The following is a 3,434-nucleotide window of genomic DNA, read 5'->3' as shown; positions in this document are numbered from 1 at the left end:
CGGCGGACACCACCGGGCCGATCGACAGCACGACCGCGACGCCGGCCGCGCCTGCGCGCATGAATCTCGGGAACCTCACGAGCCCTCCGTGTCTCCGTCTTCTGGCGCGTCTCCTGTGACGCAGGATATGCAGATGGACGGATGAGAAGCGGCGGTTCGCCAAATTCCGTTTCTCGCGAGGATCTAGCCTCAATACCGTTCAGTTAAGCTGGCAGCGGTGTAGTTTGGTGTCATGCCGCGTGCTGGATGGAAGAAGCCTGAGACCGAGCGACGCCTTTCTGATCTGGTGTCGGTGGGTGTGCTGACGCGGGTGTTCCCGCCGGACTTGGTCGATGAGGTGATCGCGCAGGTCGGCCGGACCGAGCAGCGGCATCGGTCGTTGCCAGCGCGGGTGATGGCCTACTTCTCGATCGCGATGGCGCTGTACTCGGAGGGTTCGTATGAGGACGTGCTGGCACAGTTGACCGACGGGCTCTCGTGGGCCTCGGGCTGGTCTGAGACGTACAGTCCGCCGAGCAAGTCGGCGATCTTCCAGGCCAGGGCCCGGCTGGGTGCGCAGCCGCTGGCAGCGTTGTTCGAGAAGGTCGCCAGGCCGATCGGCACCGACGAGATGGCGGGAGTGTGGCTGGCTGGGCGCCGGCTGGTCGCGATCGACGGCACTTGTCTTGACGTCGCCGATACGCCGGTGAATGCCGCGCATTTCGGTCGTCCGGGGGTCAACAAGGGCGAGCAGGCAGCTTTCCCCCAGGCCCGGGTGGTCGCGTTGGCCGAGTGCGGCACGCATGCGGTGTTCGCCGCCGAGATCGGCGCCTATTCGGACTCCGAGGCCGTCTTGGCCGATCGTCTCACCGACCGGTTGGCGCCGGGGATGCTGCTGACCGCGGATCGTGGGTTCTTCTCCTATGCCCTGTGGCGCAAGGCGATCGGTACCGGCGCGGATCTGTTGTGGCGTATCCGCACCGACAAGTCCGGACCCAAGCCGGTCCACGTCGAGGACCTGCCGGACGGCTCCTGGTTGGCCGACCTACGCCAGGCCCACTCCAAGGCCGCGCGGGCCGCGGAGCCGATGCGGGTGCGCGTTATCGACTACACCCTTGACGATGGCCGCGAGAACCCCACGGGCTACCGGCTCTTCACCACCGTCTTGGATCCCAGCCAGGCCAGCGCGACCGACCTGGCCGCGGCGTATGCGCAACGGTGGGAGATCGAGTCGACCTTCGACGAGCTCAAGACCCACCAGCGTGGACCGCGCACCGTGCTGCGCAGCAAGTCGCCTGACCTGGTGCTCCAGGAGATCTGGGGCCACCTGTGCTGCCACTTCGCGATCCGCTCACTGATGGCCCAGGCCGCCACCTCCTCTGGCCACGACCCAGACCGGGTCAGCTTCGTAGCTGCGCTGCGGATCACCCGCCAGACCCTCGCCCACCCTGGCGCCTTTTCCCCCTCACCAGCACGGGCGTGACAGTCCCGGCTGGCTCTACTTCGTGCGTCGACTGCTGCGACGCCTCAACCCTGAGCGACGACCACGTGCAGCGCCGCGCGTGGTGAAAAGGAAGTACACCAAGTGGCACGTCAAACGCGCCGCCCACGCCACCTGGCCCCAGCCCGGCCCGAGCACAACCATCCACGTCCAGCGTTACTAACTGAACGGTATTGGCGCTAGCCTCGATGTTTCGTGAGTCCGGCTGATCGGTCGGCGGTGCGTGGTCGCTGACGCGCGGTGTTGCTGGGCGCGCGTGGTCCCCGGCGCTGGTGTCGCCGGTTCTCCGGGTTCTGATCGTTGGGATTGTGGTGGGTGCCGTTTAGGTGGTGTGGATCGTGGTCCAGCCGGTGTCGATGAGCTGGTTCCAGGGCCAGTCCCTGGGGAGTCGGAGGCGTCTTCGGCGGCCGGTGCAGATGATGCGTCCGGTCACGGCGAGGATCCGGAGCCGGAGTCGTTTGGGTTCCCATCGTCGGGCGGGTTCGTGGTCGTCGAAGGCGAGGGTTTGGGTCCAGGCCAGGAGGTCGGCGGCGAGTGCGACGACTTCGAGCCAGATCCGGTTCTTCGCGTAGTCGTGGAAGGGCAGGTTCCGCAATCCGGTGTCCTTCAGGCCGCGGATGCGGTCCTCGCATCGGGCGCGTTGTCGGTGTCGGACTTCGAGGGTGGCCAGGGTCCAGCCAGGTCCTTTGGTGTTGGTGGCGAAGCAGGTGATCCGCCACCCGTTGTGGTCGGTCAGCCGGAGCTGGGCGCCGGGGTGTGGGCGTTCGCGGCGGGCGATGACCCGCATTCCGGGTGGCCAGTCGTCGCTGGTCCCAGTACGGCTCGTGGACGGCATCCACGCGGTCAGCTCGGCGACCTGTGCGCCGTCGCGAGCTTCGCCGTCGCTGTCGATGGCGGTACGCCAGGCCTGCTCCGGGATCGTCTCGATCGCGATCCTGACGCTGTCCTTCGCGGCGAACCCGATCGTGTAGTGCAGCCCCAGGTTGGTGATGTGGCGCAGGAACGCCTTGGAGCAACCGCCGGTGTCGGTGCGGACCAGCACCTGCTTGCGCTCACTTTCGGGGAGTTGGGCCAAGGTGTCATCGAGTGCGGTGATGTGGTCGGCGCTGTCCCAGGCCGAGGACCGGCCCGGGCGCAGGTTGAGCACACCGGTGTCGCCGGTGCCGAGAGCCCCGTGGTCGATCGAGGAACACATCGGGTGGAACCCGAAGCCACGCTTGTAGGTCGGCTCCGCGCCCTGTTTCTCGGAGTGGGCACCGACCAAAGTGGCGTCGATGTCGACGATCACCTGACCACCCGACCGGGTCCCGGGTGTGCCGGACAGGGGTCGTCGCCGACGCCAGACCGCGGCGCGGGCATCGGCCCGCACGGCCCGGATCGCCGCGACCGCGTCATCGACATCGGCGGCCAAAGCCGTGAACACGCGCGAGACCGTCGGATCCGAGGCCACCGTCCCGAACAGCTCGGGCTGAGCCCGGACCGCGGCGACATCAGCCAGGCAGTCACCGCCGAGCGCGACGGCGGTGGCGACATCGAGCAAGACCTTGCCCGGGTCGTGCGTCGCCCGCGTCGGCCGCCAGGTCGACAGCGCACGTGACAGGCCGCGATCCAGATCGGCGACCCGGATCGCCTCCTTGATCAGCAGCGCCCCCGAGGAGGTAACCAGCGACTCGCGGACAGGATCGAGAACCAGACTCGGGACACGGTTACGCTTCACCTACGGAGTGCCTTTCCCAGCGGGTTTCTTGGACTGTCGCAAGAACAAGAATCCCGTGCAGGACGGGCACTTCCGTGCGTTACGCGCCGTACTCAACCCCGGCGACGTGAAATCCCGAGGCTAGAGCCGGAGGATCCGTCGCAGGATCGTCTCGACTCGGAGGAGGGCGACGCCGTCGATCTCGCCGAGCCTGCGTCCGAGGCGTTCGGTGGACACGACCCGGATCAGCTCGCATTG

At 67.5% G+C, this 3,434-nt stretch carries 2 protein-coding genes; one reads left to right on the top strand and one right to left on the bottom strand.

The window, feature by feature from the left end; all coding sequences use genetic code 11:
• Positions 1-232 precede the first annotated feature (232 nt).
• Positions 233-1,462, top strand: a complete 1,230-nt coding sequence (locus QM582_RS12035; protein WP_415084703.1) for an IS4 family transposase — start codon at positions 233-235, stop codon at positions 1,460-1,462.
• Between the two features lie 340 nt (positions 1,463-1,802).
• Here the strand turns inward: QM582_RS12035 and QM582_RS12030 are convergent, their stop codons facing one another.
• Positions 1,803-3,197 (bottom strand): IS1380 family transposase, encoded by a 1,395-nt coding sequence (locus tag QM582_RS12030; protein ID WP_415084701.1) that lies wholly within the window; start codon positions 3,195-3,197, stop codon positions 1,803-1,805.
• Positions 3,198-3,434: the final 237 nt, after the last annotated feature.

It is taken from the genome of Micropruina sp. (assembly GCF_047607385.1).
Taxonomy (GTDB): Bacteria; Actinomycetota; Actinomycetes; order Propionibacteriales; family Propionibacteriaceae; genus Micropruina.
Note: the sequence above shows the minus strand (reverse complement) of the source record. Positions and strands in the feature narration are given on the sequence as shown.

Excerpts from the sequence above, each read along its gene's own strand:
- QM582_RS12035 (WP_415084703.1), top strand. The coding sequence starts at position 233 with ATGCCGCGTGCTGGATGGAAGAAGCCTGAGACCGAGCGACGCCTTTCT.